The following is a 17,344-nucleotide window of genomic DNA, read 5'->3' on the forward strand; positions in this document are numbered from 1 at the left end:
TGGCTGCCGTGCGCCAGCCGTTGGCCGAAATGCTGCGCGGCGGCCAGCGGCATGCCCAGCTGGCGCTGGCGGACTTCATCGACAGCGGCCAGTTCAGCCGCCACCTGGGCCGCATGCGCCGCCTGTACCGCGAGCGCCAGCAGCAGCTGCGTGCCGCGCTGGCGCAGCATTTCGTGGTGCCGCATGGCATCGAGGGCGGGCACTGCGGCATGCACCTGCTGGTGCGCCTGCCGCCCGCTTACCCGGACCAGGCCATCGCCACCGCCGCGCGCGGGCACGGCATGGCGCCCGCGCCGCTGTCGGCCTTCGCCCTGCAGCCCCGGCCCGAGGACAACGGGCTGGTGCTGGGTTATGGCCACACGCCCGTGGAATTGTTCGCGCCGCTGGTGCAGCGGCTGTCGCTGCTGGCGCAGGCAGCCCAGCGGGATGGTTGAGGCGGCCGCCCCGCCCGCGTGGCTGGCGATGCCTGCCATGCCCTACGGGCAGTGGAGGGCTTTCGGGCACCTCTGTGGGCGCAAGCGATACTCGCGGGTGCCCGCCTTTCGTATGCGTACTTATTTCCAATTCGCCACCCGCGTGGTGCTGACCCTTGCCGTGGCATGGGCGGCAGCCGCTGCCTGCGTGGCCCTCAAGACCCCGCTGCCCTGGATGATCGGGCCGCTGCTGGCCACCTCGCTGCTGTCCATCGCCGGCGCGCCCACCGAGAGCTGGGGCCCCTTGCGCAATGGGGGGCAGTGGACCATCGGCGCGGCCCTGGGCCTGTATTTCACGCCCCAGGTCATGGGCCTGGTGGCAGGGCTGTGGTGGGCGATCGCGCTGGGCATCGTCTGGGCGCTGGTGCTCGGCTGGCTGTTCGGTGCCTGGCTGTACCGGGTGCATGCGCCGCGCATGCACGGCGTACCGGCCAGCATGATGCGTGCGACCAGCTATTTCTCGGGCGCCATCGGCGCCGCGTCGGAGATGACCCTGCTGGCCGAGCGTGAGAACGCGCGCACCGACCTCGTGGCCGCTAGCCACAGCCTGCGCTTGCTGATCGTCACCGTGACCATTCCCTTCGCCCTGCAGTGGAGCGGGCTGCATGGCATCGACATCCTGCCGCCCGCCACGCGCGTGGTGGATTGGCCCGGCCTCGCCCTCATGGCGTTGCTCACCGGCGCGGGGGCCTTGGCCATGGACCGGCTGGGCCGCGCCAACCCCTGGTTCATGGGCGCGCTGGTGGTGTCCATGGGCTTTGCCATGGCGGGCATCACCTTCTCGGCCGTACCGCAGTGGCTGGTGAATGCCGCGCAGCTGGTGATCGGGGTCAGCCTGGGGGTGCGCTTTCGGGCGGATTTTCTGCGCACTGCGCCGCGCTGGCTGGCCAGCGTGGCCGTGGGAACCCTGGGGCTCATGGGCATCTGTGCGCTGTTCGCCGCCGTGCTGGCATGGGGCACGGGCCTGCCCTGGGTGACGCTGCTGCTGGGCACGTCGCCGGGTGGCATCACCGAGATGGCCATCACGGCCAAGGTGCTGCAGCTGGGCGTGCCGGTGGTCACGGCCTTCCAGGTGTGCCGGCTGATTGCGGTGTTGATCCTGGTAGAGCCGCTGTTCCGGCGGATTTACCCGGTGGAGTGAGCGCTGGCGTAGAGCGCTCAGTGCACCACGACGGGGTTCTGCGCCAGGCCCGCGTAGCGGTCCAGCGCATCTTCCACTTCTTCCTGCGTCGGGGTGTCGCGCTGCCAGGCCAGGATCTGCTGCTGGAACATCTCTGCCCACGACCCGTCCAGGTAGACCTCCTTGCCGGAGCGCTTGTCCACGATCTCGAAGCCATGGCGCGCCAGCTGGGGCTTGGGCGGTGCCGTGTCGTTGAGCGCCTGGCCAACGGACTCCCGGGCGTCGGGCAGCATGTGGACCACCACAAAGGATTCGGAGTCGTAGAGCATGTGCATCGTGTTCCCTTTGTCGATATGAATGTCAGATGACAGCGGGTCGGCAGAGTTCAAGGCTTGTGGGCTGGCCCTGCGTGGTAACAGTATTTCACGAATTGCGCGAAGCGGTGGCCTCGCAGGGGTATTTCACCGGGGGTGGGGGAGAACACAACACCTGTCGGGCCACTCTCCTACAACGCATCCGGCGATCAAGCGGTGCACGGCCGCGCCCGTGCTTACGGAGGCTCAGGGTTTGTCGCTACCGCGCAGCAGCAGGTCGGCGAAGTCGCCGTTGGACTGGGTGAGCTTGATGCGCGCCGGCAGGTAGCCCAGGCCCGGCGCCAGCCACAGCTCGGCCTTCTGGTCGTAGTCGCGCCGCGGCAGGCGCAGCAGCTTCAAGGTGGGGGTGGCGCCCACGGGCAGGTGCAGGGTTTCGGGGGCCTCGATGCTGAAGGTCCAGCGGTCGGCATTGCGCGCGCTCACGGTGGTCAACGTGATCTGCGTGCCCGGCGTGTAGCGGGCCGGGTCGGCCGCCAGCATGGCTGCGAGCTGGATGAACATGCTCAGCCGGTCCTGCGCGCCGGGGCCGATGGCAGCCTGCGGCGTGTTGGCGCTGAAGGTCACGCGGCCTTGCGCATAGTCGAAATGTGCGGCCTGCTCGCTGCGTGAGCGGTCCCCGAAACGCTCGGGCTGCAGTCCCTGGGCGCTCACCAGGCCGGTGCTGCGCTGGGTGCGCGAGCCAACGAGGAAGGCGCTCACTTCCTGGCGCGCCTCGTAGCGGCTGCCGTCGTGCTGCCACAGCAGCTCGGCCCGGGCCGTGTAGTCGAATTTCTTGGCCTGGCCCTTGACCTCGTAGGTCAGGCGCACGGGGGCCGGAATCTGCACCGGCGGCGCTGCGGCGCTGGCGTTCTGGCCCGTGCCGCTGCCGGGCGGAGCGATGTCGATGCCGGCCGCCGTGGGGTTCACCTCCGCAGGGAGGGGCGCGGGTGCGGCCGGTGCAGATGCGGCAGCCACGGCGGCAGAGGCCGCGGGCTCGGGCGGGGCAGGGGGGGCGGCCGTTGCGGGCGCTGCCGCCACCTGCATGGCCGGGTCGGAGGAGGGCACGGCTTCTGGCGTCGTCGCGGGTGGCTCGGCGGGGGCCGCCTCGGCAACCGGTGTGGCGCGTGGGGGGCGCTTGCGTGGCGCGGGTGCCGGTGCGGCGGGTGGCGGAGCCGGGGCGGCCGACGGTGCGGGTGCCGGTGCCGCCATGGGCGCAGGCGCCGCCGTGATGGTGCGCGTGCTGAACACCTGGCCCGTGGGTGCCGCCGGGCTGTCCCACACCAGGGGCACGCCCCTGAGCAGCAGCCAGTGCAGCGCCAGTACCAGCGCGGTGAGGGCAATCAGCGTGCGCCGTGGCATCAGCGCGGCAGCCCCGGCATCAGACCGCGCCCGCGCCCAGGTCGCGCGAAAGCTGGGCCGCCGCCGCGCGCAGCGGCGCGTCGATGGCGCCGCCCCACTCGGGGTCGAAGGTGGCGACCGAGCCCAGCGTGGTGATGCCCAGCTCCAGGTGGCCGTCGGCATCGAACACCGGGGCGCAGAAGCCCACGATGCCGGGCAGCAGGGTGTCCACCACGCGCGCCGCGCCGCGCTCGCGCACCTCGGCCAGCACGGCCTGCACCTCGGCCATGGTGGTGGGCAGGTCGGTGCGGCGCATCTTGCTGGCGCGGGCGAGTTCTTCCTTGAGCAGGGGGGCGGCGACCTCCGGCGGCAGGTGGGCGGCGAAGCAGCGGCCAGTGGCCGAGGCCAGCAAGGGCATCACGTCGCCCAGCCGCAGGTTGGCGGTGACGGCCTGGGCCGACTCCTCCCAGTGCACGATGGTGGGGCCATGGTTGCCCCAGACGGCCAGGGCCAGCGTGTGGTTGATGCTCTCCATCAGCGCGGGCATGCGCTCGCGCGCCAGGCGCACCGCGTCCAGGCGTGCCAGCGACGCCAAGCCGAGCTTGAGCGCCGCGGGCCCCAAGTCGTAGCGCGCGGTGCGGCTGTCCTGGGTCACCAGGCCCAGGCGCTGAAAGCTCACGAGGTAGCGGTGGGCCTTGGCGGCGCTCATGCCGGCAGACGCGGCCAGGTCCTTGAGCATGAGCGGCCCGCGGGCGCGCGTGAGGCCCTCCAGCAGCGCAAAACCGACCTCCACGGACTGGATACCTGCACGTTCTTTGTCCATGTGCACTAAAATTCTCTGGTTTTGTTTAGTTAAATCAATTTACCCAAGCGTAATTCATGCCCGGCGTGTACTGTGCCGTCGGCACCACCGCTGTTCCAGAGACAAGAGGCCTTCACCCATGAAACTTGCTACCTACAAAGACGGCTCGCGCGACGGCCAACTGGTCGTCGTCTCGCGCGACCTGGGCACGGCCCATTATGCGACCGGCATCGCCAGCAAGCTGCAGCAGGTGCTGGACGACTGGGGCTTCCTTTCGCCCCAGCTGCAGGACCTGTACGACCAGCTCAACGCCGGCCGTGCGCGCCATGCCTTCCCGTTCGACCCGGCCCAGTGCATGGCCCCGCTGCCGCGCGCCTACCAATGGGCCGACGGCTCGGCCTACATCAACCACGTGGAGCTGGTGCGCAAGGCGCGCAACGCCGAGGTGCCCGAGAGCTTCTACACCGACCCGCTGATGTACCAGGGCGGCAGCGACGACTTCATCGGCCCCTGCGATGACGTGGTGGTGCCCAGCGAAGCCATGGGCATCGACTTCGAGGCCGAGATCGCCGTCATCACCGGCGACGTGAAGATGGGCACCACGCCCGAGCAGGCCCTGGACGGCATCCGCCTGGTGATGGTCGCCAACGACGTGAGCCTGCGCAACCTGATCCCGGCCGAACTGGCCAAGGGCTTCGGCTTCTTCCAGAGCAAGCCGGCCACCGCCTTCAGCCCCGTGGCGGTGACGCTCGACGAGCTGGGCGACGCCTGGAACCAGGGCCGCCTGGACCTGGTGGTGCAGTCCACCTGGAACGGCCGCAAGGTCGGCATGTGCGATGCCGGCCCCGAGATGACCTTCCACTTCGGCCAGTTGATCGCCCACGTGGCCAAGACGCGCAACGTGCGCGCCGGCTCCATCATCGGCAGCGGCACCGTGAGCAACAAGGGCGTGGAGCAGAACGGCCGCACCGAGTGGCCCAAGGGCTACAGCTGCATCGCCGAAAAGCGCTGCATCGAGACCATCCAGGACGGCAAGCCCAGCACCGAGTTCATGAAGTTCGGCGACACCATCCGCATCGAGGTCAAGGGCAAGGACGGCGCCAGCATTTTCGGCGCCATCGACCAGGCGATCACGGAGCCGGTCTGATGCCTGGGGCCACCTGGCGAGCCCTTGCGCGGCAGCTGCGTGCAGGCACGGCGTGCGTGGCCCTGGCCATTCCGGCGCTGGCTGCGCAGGCACAGGGCAAGGCCGATCCGGCCCCCGCCTGCCCACCCGCCGCCACCCCCATCGGCCCTGCCGATGCCGAGGCCGCCCGACGCGACGACCGCGACCGCGGCCTGCTCTGGCGCATCGAGAAGGATGGCCGCACCAGTTGGCTCTACGGCACGATCCATGCCGCCGAGCGCGGCTGGGTGCTGCCCGGCCCTGCGGTGCGCGAGGCCTTGCGCCGCGCCGACCGCATTGCGCTGGAGGTGGACCTGATGGACCCGGCGATCGCCGGTGGGCTGGCCGCCGCCGTCATGCCTGGCCCCAACACGCCCCCCTTGCCCGAACCCCTGGCCAGGCGCTTGCGCGTGCAGAGCGAAGCGCTGTGCGCCGATGCCTCCCTGGCGCGCCTGCGGCCCGAGATCCAGCTCGTGTCGCTGGTCGGCCTGGCCGCGCGCACCACGGGCATCGACCCGGCCTATGGCATCGATCTGTTCCTCGCGGGTTTGGCGCGCGCCATGGACAAGAAGGTCGTCTCGCTGGAGTCGGCCGAGGCGCAGATCGCGCTGCTGGTTTCGGACGATCCGGCCAAGGTGGCCCGCACGCTGGACGAGGGCCTGAGGCAACTCGAAGGCGGGCAGGCCCGCAAGATCATCGCCACGCTTACGCGCGCCTGGGCCGAGGGCCGACTTGAGACCCTGCGCGACTATGGCGACTGGTGCGATTGCCTGAAGACGGCCGAGGACCGCGCCGACTTCGCGCGCATCGTGGACGGGCGCAACCCCGCCCTGGCCAACGGCATCGCCGCCCAGCATGCGGCGGGCCATTCGGTGTTCGCGGCCGTGGGCGTGCTGCACATGGTGGGCGTCCAGGGCCTGCCCGCACTGATGGAGTCCAGGGGCTTTCGCGTGACGCGCGTACCCCATGCCCTGCCCGGGGCCAGGGCCGACAGGCCATCGACGGCGCGCTAGCGAGCCGCCGCGTTCCCCTCTTTCTTTTTTCTATCCATCATGGAGACAAGCATGACCCTGCAACGCCGCACCGTTCTTTCCGCCCTGGCTGCCGCCGGAGCGTCCGCCGCAGCCCCTTGGGCCCAGGCCCAGGCCGCCTGGCCCGACCAGCCGCTGCGCTGGGTCGTGCCCTACCCGGCCGGCGGCGGCACCGACGTGCTGGCGCGCACCGTGGCCGAGGCCATGCGCCAGACCCTGGGCCAGCAGATCGTGGTGGACAACCGCCCCGGCGCGGCCACCAACATCGGCGCGCAGATGGTGGCCACGGCCAAGCCGGACGGCAACACCTTCATGTCGGCCGACAACGCCGTGCTGGCCTTCAACGAGCACCTGTTCACCAAGCTGCCGTTCAACCCCGAGAAGGACTTCACCTACGTGGGCGGCATCAGCCGCTTTCCGCTGGCGCTGGTGGTGCACCCGTCCTTCGAGGCCAAGACGCTCAAGGAATTCCTGGCCTACGCGCGGGCCAATCCCGGCAAGCTCAACTACGCATCGCCCGGCAACGGCTCGCCGCACCACCTGGCGATGGAGATGTTCAAGAACCGCACCAAGACCTTCCTCACGCACATCCCCTACCGCGGCGCAGCCCCCGCGCTGCAGGACGTGATGGGCGGCCAGGTGCCGTGCATGTTCCTGGACCTGGCCGCCGGCCTGCCGGTCATCACCAGCGGCAAGGTGCGTGCCCTGGCCATCGGCTCGGCCAAGCGCGTCTCGGCACTGCCCGACGTGCCCACCTTGGCCGAAGCCGGCGTGCCCAACACCGAGGTCTATGCCTTCCAGGGCATCCTCGGCCCCGCGGGCCTGCCGGCCGCGATCACCGCGCGCCTGAACGGCGACCTCAACAAGGCGCTGGCCAACCCCGCGGTGCTCAAGCGCATGACCGACTTCGGCATGGAGCCGCTGACCGGCACGCCCGAGCAGTTCCGCGCCATCGCCCGCGCCGAATCCAAGCGCTGGGGCGAGATCATCAAGGCCGCGGGCGTGAAACTCGACTGAGTGGTCTTCACCGGGGCTCTCTGCCCCTGTGCCAAAGGGTTGCCATCGCCGGGTGCACCGGCGATAGTGGCCCTTTTTTCATGGCGCCAGCCGCACAACACCCATGACCCCGACCGAAGACGTCGTCTGTGCCCGCATCCAGCTCCAGCCGGATTCCCTGCCCAGGGTGCGCGCGTGGGCGGAGCACCTGCGCACCCACCGGGACGAGGCCTTGCAGACCCTGGCGGCCGAGGGCGTGACGGTGGAGTCGGTGTTCCTCGACTCGGGGGGCGAGGGCGACTTCCTCGTCTACTACATGCGCTCGGGCTCGCAGCAGCGGGCGCAGGAGGTGGCCGCGCGCTCCGTGGCGGCCATCGATGCCTACCACCGCGCCTTCAAGCGGGACACCTGGGCACAGGTGCGACGGCTGGATTTGCTGCTGGACCTTGCACGCACACCATGAAATAGGGTTTCCCCTGGTCTGAGCCGTGTCGATATCCGCCATGGTTGAACGTCGTAGGTTCTAGAGGGCCGTCCTCTGCTTCTTCACAGGCATTCGATCATGAGCACCACCACCGGCACCGTTCGTCTCCACCGCGTCATCCGCTCCACGCCCGACCGCATCTACCGCGCCTTCCTCACGCCGCAGGCCCTGGTCAAGTGGCTGCCGCCGCACGGCTTCACGGCCGAGGTGCACGCGCTCGACGCCCGCGTAGGTGGTGCATACCGCATGTCGTTCACCAACCACGGGGCGGGCGGTAGCCATTCGTTCGGTGGCACCTACCTGGAGCTGGTGCCGGGCGAGCGCCTGCGCTACAACGCCCGCTTCGACGATGCCAACCTGCCCGGCGAGATGACCACCACGGTCACGCTGACGCCGGTGTCCTGCGGCACCGAGATGAGCGTGGTGCAGGAAGGCATTCCCGCCGTGATCCCCGTAGAGTCGTGCTACCTGGGCTGGCAGGAGTCGCTGACCCTGCTGCTCCAGCTGGTGGAGCCCGATATCCCGGCTGGGTACTGAGCGGCCGCTTGCTGCCGTCCAGGCGGGCGGCAGGCTTTTTGACATACTTGCGCTTTGCGTGGCCCGTGATGGGGCATGCGTCCCAAGGAGCCAACCCCATGTCCCTCGAAGTCTGGTTCGCCTTCGTCGCCGCCTGTGCGGTGATGCTCATCATTCCCGGTCCCACCATCCTCACGGTGATCAGCTATTCCATGGCCCACGGGCGCCGTGCCAATGTGCCGCTGGTCGCGGCCGTGGCGCTCGGTGACTCGACGGCGCTCGCCGTGTCGCTGCTGGGCCTGGGCACGCTGTTGGCCACCTCGGCCTTCTGGTTCACGGTCATCAAGTGGGCCGGCGGCCTGTACCTGCTGTACCTGGCCTTCAAGATGCTGCGCGCCGGCGTGGGCGTGGCCGAACTGGCCGCGCCCAAGGCCCCAGGCTCGCGCTGGAAACTGTTCGCCAACACCTACCTGGTCACGGCGCTCAACCCCAAGGGCATTGTGTTCTTCGTGGCGTTCTTGCCGCAGTTCATCCGCCCCGGTGCACCCATCGCCCAGCAGCTGTGGATTCTGGCGGCCACCTTCGTCACGCTGGCGGCGCTCAATGCCACGGCCTACGCCGTGTTCGCCGGTTCGGCCAGCCGGCTGCTGGCCTCGCCGCGTGCGCAGCGCCGTTTCAACCTCGCCGGGGGCTCTCTGCTGGGGGCTGCGGGCCTGTGGGCACTGATGGCGCGCCGCCCGGCCTGAGCGCGGGGAGTGCAGTGACCGGCTTTCGCTTTGACCTGCTGCGCGCGCAGGACCTGCCTCTGCTGCATGGCTGGCTGCTGCAGCCCCATGTCGCGCAGTGGTGGGAGCCGCCCGATAGCATCAATGAGCTGCACGAAGACCTGGTGGCGGAGCAGGGCGCCCCTGGCGCCACGCTGGCCTATATTGCTTCGCTCGACGGAGCCCCCATCGGCTTCATCCAGTCCTATGTCGCCATGGGCTCGGGCGATGGCTGGTGGGAGGACGTCACCGACCCCGGCGTGCGCGGCATTGACCAGTTCCTCGCGCATGCCGATCAGTTGAACCGAGGCATCGGCCGCGCGATGGTACGGGCCTTCGTCCAGCAACTGCTGGCCGACCCGACGGTGACCCTGGTGCAGACCGACCCACGCCCGGACAATGCGCGCGCCATCCGCTGCTACACCCATGCGGGCTTTTGGCCGGTGGGGGAGGTCGTCACCCCGGATGGTGCAGCGTTGCTGATGCATTGCAATGCGCTATCGCTGTAAGGCTGTGCGAATGCCGCCTGATACGCATTGCCCCGAACCTCCTCCTTCCTCCTCTTCGGCGCCCAAGGCGTCAGGAGGCACTGCGCTGCTGTTCTTGCGAACTATCGCCTTTTTCGCTGGCATCGTGGGCTTGATGATTGCCTTGATGTACTACTCCGCAGTATGTCTGTATCCAAGTGATCAGAGATTTGATGTCTGGCGCTTTGTGGCGATGTGGCTTCGAGAGCTTTTGATCGTTGGTTTCGCTGGGGCGGCGCTCATCGCGTGTGTAGTTGTCAGCATCATTTCCGGGGTGCGCAGGTTGCGGAAGACAGATTCCGATCTCAAGAGCGCGCAGGCCGGCCTAGCAGCGCAACCCGAAAGCCCGCCAAGCAACTGACCTCGGATTGACTGCTTCTGTGTGCGTCAGAACCGCACCACCACCTTGCCGAAGGCGCCGCGTTCCAGGTGCGCAAAGGCCTCGGGCACCTGGTCGGAGCCGTACTCGGCCGCCACCACGGGCTGCAGCGCGTTCGCGTCGATGGCGCGCACCATGTCCTCCAGCGCGCGCCGGTGGCCTACGCTCAGGCCCTGGATGGTCGCGCGGCTGCGGATGGCGTGGTAGGCCGAGCCGCTGATTTCGCCACCCGCCAGCACGCCGATCACCGACAGCCGGCCGCCCTGCGCCAGCGCCTCCAGCGAGCGGCCCAGGTTGGCGCCGCCCACGGTTTCCAGCACCTGGTCGGCACCGCGACCGCCCGTGAGTTCGCGCACGGCAGCGGGCCAGTCCGCGTCGCGCGCCTGCACATGGCTGGCGCCCAGCGCCAGGGCCTTGTCGCGCTTGTCCTTGGCACCCGAGACGACGATGGCCTGCGCCCCATGCATGCGGGCGAACTGCAGGCCGAACAGCGCAACGCCACCCGTGCCGTGGATCAGCACCGTCTGGCCGGCGCGCAGCGACCCCTGTTCGACCAGTGCGAACCAGGCCGTGAGCGCGGCGCAGGGCAGGGTGCTGGCCTGTGCCGCGCTGAGGGTGCGGGGCGCGGCCACGGCCCACTGGGCATCGAGCAGCACGTGCGAGGCCAGCGTGCCGGGGCCCGGGCCTCCCAGGGCAAACGCCTCGGGCGGCATGGCGCCATCGAGCCAGCCGGCCATGAAGGTGCTGATCACGCGCTCTCCGCCACGCCAGCGTGTGACGCCGTCGCCCACGGACAGCACCGTGCCGGCGAGGTCGGACCCCGGCACGAAGGGCAGCGGCGGCGTCCAGCCGTAGGCGTTGTCGGTGACCATCAGGTCGCGGTAGTTCAGCGAGGCGGCTTCCACGCGCACCAGGATCTGGCCCGGGCCGGGTTGGGGCACGGGCGCCTCGGCCCGCTGCAGGTGCTGGCGGCCGAAGTCGGTGATCTGCCAGCGGTGGGGAAGGGTGGTGTCTGCCATGTCGGATGCCTTGCGGTTCATGAAGAGATGGGCCATGCTATTGGCTATCTTCATTCCGTAGTGAAGCCGTTTATTCCGATAAATAGCGACTGAAAAGAACCAATGAGCGAACGCCTAGCAGGCATCGAAGCCTTCGTCGCGGCCGTCGAGGCTGGCAATTTCGCGCTGGCCGCGCAGCGCCTGCAGCTCACGCGATCGGCCGTGGGCAAGGCGGTGGCGCGGCTGGAAGAGCGCCTGGGCACGCGCCTGTTCCATCGCACCACGCGCAGCCAGAGCCTCACCGAGAATGGCCAGGCCTACTACGAGCGCTGCCGCCGCGCGCTCGACGAACTCGATGCGGCCGATGCTGCGCTCGAAGCCGGGCGGCTCGTGCCCAGTGGCCGCGTGCGCATCACGGCGCCCGAGCTGATCGGCCGCGTGCGCCTGGCACCGCTGCTCATGGAGCTCGGTCAGCGCCATCCCCAGCTGGCGTTCGAGCTGGCCTTCAGCGACCGGCGCATCGACCTGGTCGAGGAGGGCATCGACCTGGCCGTGCGCAGCGGCCCGCTGGGCGACAGCGCGGCGCTGGTTGCGCGACCGCTCGGCCACCAGTGGATGGGTGTGTATGCTTCGCCGGCCTACCTGGCGGCCCATGGCCGGCCGGCGGACATGCAGGCACTGGTTGCCGAGCCGGCGGCGCACAGCTTTGTCGGCTATGCACGCGAGACCGGGCCGCACCCCTGGCAATTCAACGACGCTGCGGGGCGTGTGGTCGACTTCATCGCGCCTTCGCGTTTTCACTTCAGCTGCAACAGCCTGGAGGTCGCGGCCATGGCCGCCATGCAAGGCGTGGGCCTGGCACGCCTGCCCGCCTGGCTGGTGGCCGATGCCGTGGCCGAGGGCCGGCTGCAGAAGGTGCTGCAGGAGCCGCAGCCCTTTGGCTACGCGCTCAGCGCGGTATGGCCGCAGGCGCGGGCGCTGCCGCTGAAGACGCGCGTGGTCATCGACATGCTGGTCGAACGCCTGCCGCCGTTGCTCGATGCACGCTGACCCTGCTGCCGGCAGGGTCGGCGCGCCAGGGTACTAGACGACCGGTCTAATCGACGCACAATAGCCCCGTGACCACCGACCAACCCTCCGCCAAGACCCACATCCTTCGCTGTGGCGAGCGCCTCATTGCCACCAAGGGCTTTGTGGGCGTGGGGCTGGCCGAGATCCTGGCGGCGGCCGGCGTGCCCAAGGGCTCGTTCTACCATTACTTCAGCTCCAAGGAGCGCTTCGGCGAGGCCCTGCTGGCCAGCTACATGGAGCGCTACCTGACCCACCTCGAGCAGATGCTGGCGCCCGATGACCAGCCTGCCCGTGTGCGGCTGATGCGCTACTGGGCCTACTGGAACGTATCGCAGTGCGGGGTGGACGGCCCGGCCTGCGATGCCGGTGCCGGCGAAGGCAGCAAGTGCCTGGTCGTCAAGCTCAGCGCAGAGGTGGCCGACATGTCGGACACCATGCGCATCGCGCTGCGCGATGGCACCACGCAGATCGTCGCGCGGCTCGCCGTCTGCCTGGGCGAGGCCGTGCAGGACGGCTCGGTGCCGGCCGCCACGGACCCCGAGGCCATGGCGCTCACGCTCTACGAAATGTGGCTGGGCGCTAGCCTGCTGGCCAAGCTGCGGCGCGATGGCTCATCGTTCGAGCATGCGCTGCGCGCCACGGATGCCTTGCTGGGCGGCGCGGATCCCAGGCCCGGTGCTCCATCGGCGCCGGCCAGGCCGCAAGTCGCACATGCGCAGGGAGGCCGGGCGGCGCCTCGCGCGGGCAAAGGCAAGGCGCCGCGTCTGTCCGCCTGAAAGCAGTCGTTTCAGTACTTCGCGGTGCCCATTTGAATAACTAGCCGACCGGTCTACTTCGATCGAATTCCTTTCCACCCTTCACCACCACAACCCACGGAACCCCCATGCTCAACTTCGATTTCCACAACCCGACCCACATCGCCTTCGGCAAGGACCGCATTGCCGACCTCGCCACCCTGGTGCCCGCCGCGGCCAAGGTGCTCATCCTGGTGGGCGGCGCCAGCGCCGAGAAGACCGGCACGCTGGCCGAGGTGCGCACGGCACTCGGCGCACGCCAGCACTCCACCTTCAGCGGCATCGAGCCCAACCCGAGCTACGAGACCTCGATGAAGGCCGTGGCGCAGATCAAGGGCGGCGGCTTCGATTTCCTGCTCGCCGTGGGCGGTGGCTCGGTGATCGACGCGGTGAAGTTCATCGCCGCGGCCGTGCAGTTCGACGGCGGCGATCCCTGGGCCATCCTGGAGCAGCATGGCCGCAACGTCACCGGCGCGCTGCCCTTCGGCTCGGTGCTCACCTTGCCGGCCACGGGCTCGGAGATGAACAACGGCGGCGTCATCACGCACCGTGCCAAGGGCGCCAAGCTGGCCTTCGGCAGCAAGCACACCTACCCGGTGTTCTCGGTGCTGGACCCGACCAAGACCTATACCCTGCCGCCGCAGCAGCTGGCCAATGGCGTGGTCGATGCCTTCGTGCACACGGTGGAGCAGTACCTGACCTACCCGGTGGACGGCGCGGTGCAGGACCGGTTCGCCGAAGGCATTTTGCAGACGCTGATCGAGGTGGGCCCGCGCATCCTGGCCGCGCCCGAGCCGGTGTACGCCGACCGCGCCAACCTGATGTGGACGGCCACCCTGGCGCTCAACGGCCTGATCGGCGCCGGCGTGCCGCAGGACTGGGCCACACACATGATCGGCCACGAACTGACCGCCCTGCACGGCATCGACCATGCGCGCACGCTGGCGGTGGTGCTGCCCTCGCTGCTCGATGCGCAGCGCGCGACCAAGGCTGCCAAGCTGCTGCAGTACGGCGAGCGGGTCTGGGGCATCCGCAGCGGCACCGACGACGAGCGCATCGACGCCACGATTGCCGCCACGCGCGACTTCTTCGAGCGCATGGGCATTCCCACACGCCTGTCGGCCTACGGCGTGGGCGCGGACAGCGTGGCCAAGCTGGTGGCGCAGCTCGAAGCGCACGGCATGGTCACGCTGGGCGAACACCGCGACGTGACGCTGGCGGTGAGCCGCCGCGTGCTCGAAGCGGCACTGTAAGAACCTTCCACTCCACCCACCACCCCTGAAAGCCACACCATGACGAAAAAGATCCTGATGGTCCTGACCTCGCACGACCAGCTGGGCGACACCGGCAAGAAGACGGGCTTCTGGCTCGAGGAGTTCGCCGCGCCGTACTACGTGTTCAAGGACGCGGGCGTGCAGATCACGCTGGCATCGCCCAAGGGCGGCCAGCCACCGCTGGACCCCAAGAGTGATGACCCGGGCGCACAGACCGATGCCACGCGCCGCTTCAAGGCAGACACCGAAGCGCAACGCGTGCTGGCGAACACCGTGGCGCTGGCCAGCGTGCGCGCCGAGGACTTCGACGCCGTGTTCTACCCCGGCGGCCATGGCCCGCTGTGGGACCTGGCCGAGGACGCACAGTCCATCGCGTTGATCGAGAAGACCTTCGCCGCCGGCAAGCCCCTGGCCCTGGTCTGCCATGCGCCCGGCGTGCTGCGCCATGCCAAGGCACCGGACGGCAGGCCCCTGGTCGCTGGCCGCCAGGTCACCGGCTTCACCAACTCCGAGGAAGAGGCCGTGCAGCTGACCAAGGTGGTCCCCTTCCTGGTGGAAGACATGCTCCAGGCCAATGGCGGCCAGTATTCCAAGGGGGCGGACTGGGCGCCCTATGTGCTGACCGATGGCAACCTGATCACAGGCCAGAACCCGGCCTCGTCGGAGCGGGGCGCGCACGCCGTGCTTCAGCAACTGGGTTGAAGCCTGGCCCTGGGCGTCGCCCGGGCCAGATCAATGGGGGAGGATCCCTGGCAGCAGCGGCCGGGCCAGCCGCTGGCGCCACCACTTGAGCGCCTCGCCCATGTGCTCGGGTTTCCAGGCCAGCCAGAAGGTTTCGTCGGCGCGGGGCTCCTGCACCGCCAGCTCCACCAGGATGCCGCTCTCCAGCTCATGGCGCACGCAGGCGCGCGGCACGAAGCCATGGCCCAGGCCGGCGCTCTGGCAGGCGATCTTGGCCGCCATGGAGGGTACGGTGATGCGCCGCTGGCCCGCCAGCAGGCCCACCGTGCGGTCGGACAATGATCGAGCGCCATCGCCCACCACCACGGCGGTGTGCTCCAGCAGGTCGTTGCGTGCCAGTGGGCGCTTGAGTTGCGCCAGCGGGTGCGTGGCCGTCACGCAGAAGGCGAATTCGAGGCTGCCCACCGCCACCGCCTTGTAGCCACCGCCGGCCGGGCCTTCACCCGCCGCCACGATGATGTCGGCCCGGCCTTCGCGCAGCGCCTCCCAGGTGCCGGTGAGGGCCTCGCAGCCGATGCGCAGGCGCGTGCCGCAGTTCAGGTCTTCGAAGGCGCAGATGTCGTCGTTGAAGGCGCTGGTGGGGATCAGCGAGTCGTGCACCAGGCGCAGTTCCGACTCGAAGCCCGTGGCGATCTGGCGCATGCGCGATTCCAGGTGGCCGGCCGCCACCAGCAGCCAACGCCCTTCCTTGAGCATCTCCTGCCCCGCAGGCGTGAGCGTGACGCGCGGGCCGTTGCGCGTGAACAGGGCAAAGCCCAACTGCTCCTCCAGCTTGCCCACGGCATAGGAGATGGTGGAGGGCACCTTGTGCAGTTGCTCGGACGCTCCCGCAAAGGAGCCGTGCCGGGCAATGGCGTCCACGAGTTCGATGGCGTCGAGGGTCAGTTTCAGCATGGCGAAACGGGCAGAATTTCCATCATCGAAATTATCGATCATGGAGCCGTTGATGTTTCAACCTATGGCCCCCTCTGCGGCGAGATACTTTCTTCACCCGAGCACTGCAGCTCTCTGACAACTGCCAGATGGCAGACCAGGAATTCAGTGTGAACCCCATCGAATCTGAAGAAAGGACACCACCATGCTCGACATCCGCAAAGCCCACCAACGCGGCAACGCCAACCACGGCTGGCTGCATTCGCGCCACACCTTTTCGTTCGGCCACTACCGCGACCTCAAGCAGCAAGGCTTTTCGGACCTGCTGGTGATCAACGACGACCGCGTCGCCCCCTCCAAGGGCTTCGGCACCCACGGCCACCGCGACATGGAAATCTTCTCCTACGTGCTTGAAGGCGCGCTGGAGCACAAGGACTCCATGGGCACGGGCTCGGTCATCCGCCCCGGCGACGTGCAGATGATGAGCGCCGGCACCGGCGTGGAGCACAGCGAGTTCAACCACTCGGGTGACGAAGCCGTGCACTTCCTGCAGATCTGGCTCGTGCCCGGTGTGCGCGGTGCCGCACCGCGCTACCAGCAGGTGCACTTCAGCGAAGCCGACAAGCGCGGCCGGCTGCGCCAGATCATCTCGCCCGAAGGCACGGACGGCTCCCTGGCCGTGAACCAGGACGCCCGGGTCCATGCCGGCCTGTTCGATGGCGCCGAGTCGGCCACGCTGGACGTGGGCGCCGACCGCCATGTGTATGTGCACGTGGCCCGCGGCAGCCTCACGGTCAACGGCGAGCGCCTGTCCGAAGGCGACGGGGCCCGCATCCGCGAGCCCAGGGAGCTGCGTTTTGCCGATGGCGAGCAGGCCGAGGTGCTTGTGTTCGACCTGCGCCCCAACGAGCTGCCAGTGATGCCCCGCTGAGTTCGCCCCCTTTTTTCAAAGCCTTTTCACTTTTCAGGAGATTCCCATGACGCCCATCGCCAAGCCCACCGCCGGTTCCACGCTGCTGACCCCGAACGACCACACCCTGGTGATGATCGACTTCCAGTCGCAGATGGCCTTTGCCACGCATTCCATCGATGCGATCACGCTGCGCTCCAACGCCGGCCTGGTGGCCAGCGCGGCGGCCGGCTTCCAGGTGCCGACCATCCTCACCACCGTGGCCGAAAAGAGCTTTTCGGGCCCCATGTTCGAGGAAGTCACCGCCCCGTTCCCCGGCCAGGCGCTGCTGGACCGCACTTCCATGAACACCTGGGAGGATGCCGGCGTGATCGATCGCATCAACGCCATCGGCAAGCCACGCATCGTGCTGGCCGGCCTGTGGACCAGCGTCTGCATCGTCGGGCCGGCCCTGTCGGCACTGGACCAGGGCTTCGAGGTCTACGTGATCGCCGACGCCAGCGGCGACATCTCCACCGAGGCCCACAACCGCGCCATGGAGCGCATGGTGCAGGCCGGTGCACGGCCCATCACCGCGCTGCAGTACCTGCTGGAGCTGCAACGCGACTGGGCCCGCACGGAGACCTATGACATGACGACGGGCATCGCCAAGAAGTTCGGCGGGGGCTACGGTCTTGGCATCACCTACGCCAAGACCATGTTCAACGCCCACGAAGGCTGAGCGCGGCTGATAAA

The 17,344-nt window shown here is 68.9% G+C and carries 18 protein-coding genes and 2 pseudogenes; 15 read left to right on the plus strand and 5 right to left on the minus strand.

Annotation, left to right across the window (positions count from 1 at the left end; genetic code table 11):
• Positions 1-434 (plus strand): annotated as a pseudogene (locus PMI14_RS01890) (PLP-dependent aminotransferase family protein); the annotation flags it as partial.
• Between the two features lie 112 nt (positions 435-546).
• Positions 547-1,614, plus strand: a complete 1,068-nt coding sequence (locus tag PMI14_RS01895; RefSeq protein ID WP_035202024.1) for an AbrB family transcriptional regulator — start codon at positions 547-549, stop codon at positions 1,612-1,614.
• Between the two features lie 17 nt (positions 1,615-1,631).
• Here PMI14_RS01895 and PMI14_RS01900 read toward each other — a convergent pair whose 3' ends face one another.
• From PMI14_RS01900 to PMI14_RS01910, 3 genes are all read right to left on the minus strand, one after another.
• Positions 1,632-1,928 (minus strand): DUF3567 domain-containing protein, encoded by a 297-nt coding sequence (locus PMI14_RS01900; protein ID WP_007848772.1) that lies wholly within the window; start codon positions 1,926-1,928, stop codon positions 1,632-1,634.
• Between the two features lie 225 nt (positions 1,929-2,153).
• Complete coding sequence (locus PMI14_RS01905; RefSeq protein WP_007848773.1) at positions 2,154-3,305, minus strand: DUF3108 domain-containing protein; 1,152 nt, start codon at positions 3,303-3,305, stop codon at positions 2,154-2,156.
• Between the two features lie 19 nt (positions 3,306-3,324).
• Complete coding sequence (locus PMI14_RS01910) at positions 3,325-4,107, minus strand: IclR family transcriptional regulator (protein WP_007848775.1); 783 nt, start codon at positions 4,105-4,107, stop codon at positions 3,325-3,327.
• 118 nt (positions 4,108-4,225) lie between these two features.
• On the opposite strand from PMI14_RS01910, the gene PMI14_RS01915 reads away from it, so the two are divergent.
• The 7 genes from PMI14_RS01915 (at position 4,226) to PMI14_RS01945 (ending at position 9,551) form a co-directional block, all read left to right on the plus strand.
• Positions 4,226-5,233, plus strand: coding sequence for a fumarylacetoacetate hydrolase family protein (locus tag PMI14_RS01915; protein WP_007848776.1), 1,008 nt, complete (start codon positions 4,226-4,228; stop codon positions 5,231-5,233).
• Positions 5,233-6,264: a TraB/GumN family protein gene (locus PMI14_RS01920; RefSeq protein WP_007848777.1), complete on the plus strand. Its 1,032-nt coding sequence runs from the start codon at positions 5,233-5,235 to the stop codon at positions 6,262-6,264. Before PMI14_RS01915 ends, PMI14_RS01920 begins: the two co-directional genes overlap by 1 nt.
• Before the next feature lie 57 nt (positions 6,265-6,321).
• Positions 6,322-7,299, plus strand: a complete 978-nt coding sequence (locus PMI14_RS01925; protein WP_035202032.1) for a tripartite tricarboxylate transporter substrate binding protein — start codon at positions 6,322-6,324, stop codon at positions 7,297-7,299.
• A gap of 103 nt (positions 7,300-7,402) precedes the next feature.
• The gene (locus tag PMI14_RS01930; RefSeq protein ID WP_007848781.1) at positions 7,403-7,741 is read left to right on the plus strand and encodes a DUF6176 family protein; all 339 of its coding nucleotides are present in this window, start codon (positions 7,403-7,405) and stop codon (positions 7,739-7,741) included.
• A gap of 99 nt (positions 7,742-7,840) precedes the next feature.
• Positions 7,841-8,299: an SRPBCC family protein gene (locus tag PMI14_RS01935; RefSeq protein ID WP_007848783.1), complete on the plus strand. Its 459-nt coding sequence runs from the start codon at positions 7,841-7,843 to the stop codon at positions 8,297-8,299.
• A gap of 98 nt (positions 8,300-8,397) precedes the next feature.
• Positions 8,398-9,024 (plus strand): LysE family translocator, encoded by a 627-nt coding sequence (locus PMI14_RS01940; RefSeq protein ID WP_007848784.1) that lies wholly within the window; start codon positions 8,398-8,400, stop codon positions 9,022-9,024.
• A gap of 14 nt (positions 9,025-9,038) precedes the next feature.
• Positions 9,039-9,551, plus strand: coding sequence for a GNAT family N-acetyltransferase (locus tag PMI14_RS01945; RefSeq protein WP_007848785.1), 513 nt, complete (start codon positions 9,039-9,041; stop codon positions 9,549-9,551).
• 405 nt (positions 9,552-9,956) lie between these two features.
• Here PMI14_RS01945 and PMI14_RS01950 read toward each other — a convergent pair whose 3' ends face one another.
• Positions 9,957-10,967 carry an NAD(P)-dependent alcohol dehydrogenase gene (locus tag PMI14_RS01950; RefSeq protein ID WP_035202034.1) on the minus strand — a complete coding sequence of 337 codons (1,011 nt, stop codon included), beginning with the start codon at positions 10,965-10,967 and terminating at the stop codon, positions 9,957-9,959.
• A gap of 102 nt (positions 10,968-11,069) precedes the next feature.
• Here PMI14_RS01950 and PMI14_RS01955 point away from each other — a divergent pair, with 102 nt between their 5' ends.
• From PMI14_RS01955 to PMI14_RS01970, 4 genes and pseudogenes are all read left to right on the plus strand, one after another.
• Entirely contained in the window at positions 11,070-11,996 is a 927-nt protein-coding gene (locus PMI14_RS01955) for a LysR family transcriptional regulator (RefSeq protein ID WP_007848787.1), read from the plus strand.
• A 68-nt stretch (positions 11,997-12,064) separates the two neighbouring features.
• A pseudogene (locus tag PMI14_RS01960) lies at positions 12,065-12,673 on the plus strand (TetR/AcrR family transcriptional regulator); the annotation flags it as partial.
• Positions 12,674-12,900: 227 nt separating this feature from the next.
• On the plus strand, positions 12,901-14,064 hold the full coding sequence (locus PMI14_RS01965) for an iron-containing alcohol dehydrogenase (protein ID WP_007848789.1): 1,164 nt from the start codon (positions 12,901-12,903) through the stop codon (positions 14,062-14,064).
• Between the two features lie 39 nt (positions 14,065-14,103).
• On the plus strand, positions 14,104-14,787 hold the full coding sequence (locus PMI14_RS01970) for a type 1 glutamine amidotransferase domain-containing protein (protein WP_007848796.1): 684 nt from the start codon (positions 14,104-14,106) through the stop codon (positions 14,785-14,787).
• Between the two features lie 30 nt (positions 14,788-14,817).
• Here the strand turns inward: PMI14_RS01970 and PMI14_RS01975 are convergent, their stop codons facing one another.
• Entirely contained in the window at positions 14,818-15,720 is a 903-nt protein-coding gene (locus PMI14_RS01975) for a LysR family transcriptional regulator (protein WP_007848814.1), read from the minus strand.
• Between the two features lie 184 nt (positions 15,721-15,904).
• Between PMI14_RS01975 and PMI14_RS01980 the strand changes: the two genes are divergently transcribed.
• Together PMI14_RS01980 and PMI14_RS01985 are read left to right on the plus strand one after the other, a co-directional pair.
• Complete coding sequence (locus PMI14_RS01980; RefSeq protein WP_007848817.1) at positions 15,905-16,630, plus strand: pirin family protein; 726 nt, start codon at positions 15,905-15,907, stop codon at positions 16,628-16,630.
• Positions 16,631-16,676: 46 nt separating this feature from the next.
• Positions 16,677-17,330 (plus strand): hydrolase, encoded by a 654-nt coding sequence (locus tag PMI14_RS01985; protein WP_007848820.1) that lies wholly within the window; start codon positions 16,677-16,679, stop codon positions 17,328-17,330.
• Positions 17,331-17,344 lie beyond the last annotated feature (14 nt).

The sequence above is a fragment of the Acidovorax sp. CF316 genome, from assembly GCF_000276605.1.
Taxonomy (GTDB): domain Bacteria; phylum Pseudomonadota; class Gammaproteobacteria; order Burkholderiales; family Burkholderiaceae_C; genus Acidovorax.